Source organism: Anaeromassilibacillus sp. SJQ-1, from assembly GCF_046693725.1.
Taxonomy (GTDB): domain Bacteria; phylum Bacillota; class Clostridia; order Oscillospirales; family Acutalibacteraceae; genus Anaeromassilibacillus.
In genome coordinates, this window is sequence record NZ_JBKEIV010000026.1 from 1 (window position 1) to 2,234 (window position 2,234).

The 2,234-nt window shown below is 43.7% G+C and carries 1 protein-coding gene; it reads right to left on the reverse strand.

Going from position 1 to position 2,234, the window contains the following annotated elements; genetic code table 11:
* Positions 1-426 (reverse strand): discoidin domain-containing protein (locus ACGCCZ_RS06910; RefSeq protein ID WP_411655637.1); only part of this gene is annotated, 426 nt, incomplete at its 3' end.
* Positions 427-2,234: the final 1,808 nt, after the last annotated feature.

A 2,234-nucleotide genomic window follows, 5' to 3' on the forward strand; every position in this document is an offset into this window, starting at 1 on the left:
ACTGGGAGTGTCATGGAATACGCTGGTGTATTCCTGATCGTCGTTAGAAACGAAAATGGAATAATCGCTGGCAAAGGCGGTTTCCCAGGTAATAATCAGGGAACCAATCTCTTTGGGTTCGCCAAAATCAAACTTTATCCATTCATTTCCTCTGGACGTTGCCGCCCAACGGGTCTTTTTGTCACCATCGACAAGATATTTGGCGGGACCTGTCTGTTCCCCATTGGCTATGTGGTCTGCATCTTCTGAACTACATGTAATGGTCGCATCCTGCAGCGGATTACCACCTGTTGTAACCGCACTTATCCCAACAGGATAGCCATCAGAAGCTGTCTGTTCCAAAGCACTTGCGGGAATAACCCCCAAGCTCATCGACATGATCGCTACGGTCAGAATCCATGCGATAATCTGTCTGGTCCTTTTCATGATCCTTATCCTTTCTCCTCCTAAAACTTTTGGTCTGTAGAACAATAGGAATGTATGGCGTACATTCGTCCAAGAAGAAATGATCTCTTTCCTCTTGTTGGAGCGTAAAGATTCCCATTAAATTTCCCATTTTCTAAACAGAACAAACCGTCCAGCTGAAATCCCCATTCCAGCCGCCATATTACGCTTGCCTTTGAACGATGTGAGTCCATTCTCATCTCCCTTTTTAAACCGAAGCACATTCTGGCCGGTTAAGATATTTATTGACTTTAGCTGTTAGTACAATTAAAGCAGGTTATATTAATAATGTCAATAGAATTTCCGGTTTATGACAAGAAATTTTATTATATTATGCAAAATATTATTGTATATAGGAATAATTCACCTGTGTGGCTAATTCAGTCAATCTGTGTGTATAAATTACTTTTTTAGATTGATGTTCATCATTTTATAGAGGGGTATCGTGGCTATCCGAAAACAGACTGTACAATTCTCTTTATTCTCTACCTTGCAAACACACAAAAAGAAACCCGTTCCGACTAAAACCGAAGCGGGTCTTTTGCCTTTGTTCAATTGCGTTCCACCAGGGTCGTCTGAACCGCACACCGTCCCTTGAATGCTTCCTCTCTTGTCAGGACGGTTATCCGTATGTTTGGTTTCTGTTTTTAGGCTTGTCCTTTTACAAACACATCGGCTATGCGATAGGGCAGTAGATGCCCTTCTTCTCCCACAAATGTACAGCGTCTTTCGCGCCTTCGGCATTTCTTACGGAAGTCCCTTACTATTGACCGTTAGACACTTGATTGAGTACCGGTTATTTCTACTCTTCCTATAATGCAATTCCAATGTTTTCCTATCAACTCCAGACGCAAAACGACCTTTATACGGTGCCTCCTACAGAAGTTCCCTGTTATCGATTACCAGACACTTAATCGAATACGAACTACCTTCATTTTTTCTGTAACTTGATTTCAATTCCCTTCTATCAATCGAGGACGTATAGCGTCTTTCACTCCTATGGTGTTTCCTACATGGCCTCTCTTCCAGCAGCGGTTGCTTAATCGAACGGTCGATGTCTGCGGAAGTTCCATGCCATTGACTGCCAGGCCTTGATTGGATACAGGTTTCTTTCACCCTTTCCTAAAGATGATTCCGGTATTCATCGATTATTGCTGGATTTCTACGGTGGAAATAGCTTTTATGCTACCCCCAAGAGGTTACCCACGTTCTTTCAACCGTTACTACATAAATCGTCATCATACGATGTATTCCTATGCTTGTAAAAAGTTTGACCCAGCAGGAGCATTCCCGTTTGCGAATGCTCCTGCTGGGCCATATCGGTGGAATATCTCCGCTTTGGCTTTCCTATGTATTCGCTCTCATGAGAGGCAAATCATCTACATGCGATTAGGATATACGTTTATATTTACATGTAGAAAAGCTATCTGTCAGAGATATTCCATATTCTTTTTTCTTTCCGAAGCCTCATAGCTACCATCACCATGCAGTGTTTCACCGCATTCTAACCCGGCAGGGTCGTATAGACGCCAGTGTCCTAGTCTGGTGGATGCACAGCGCCTTTCGCGCCTTCGGTGTTCCCTACGCTGGCTCTCTTCCGGCAGCGGTTGCTTAATCGAGCGGCTTATGCTCTTCGCAAGTCATCCTACATTCAACCAATGGTCACCGTCTTAAAGCGGCGCACGAAAAACGCGAAAAAGCGTTTCACGATAAATGCGAAAACTCACACGAGTATGGAAGTCGTTCTGGTTAATATCGGTGGCTGGATAACCGAACCAGTAGACGACACA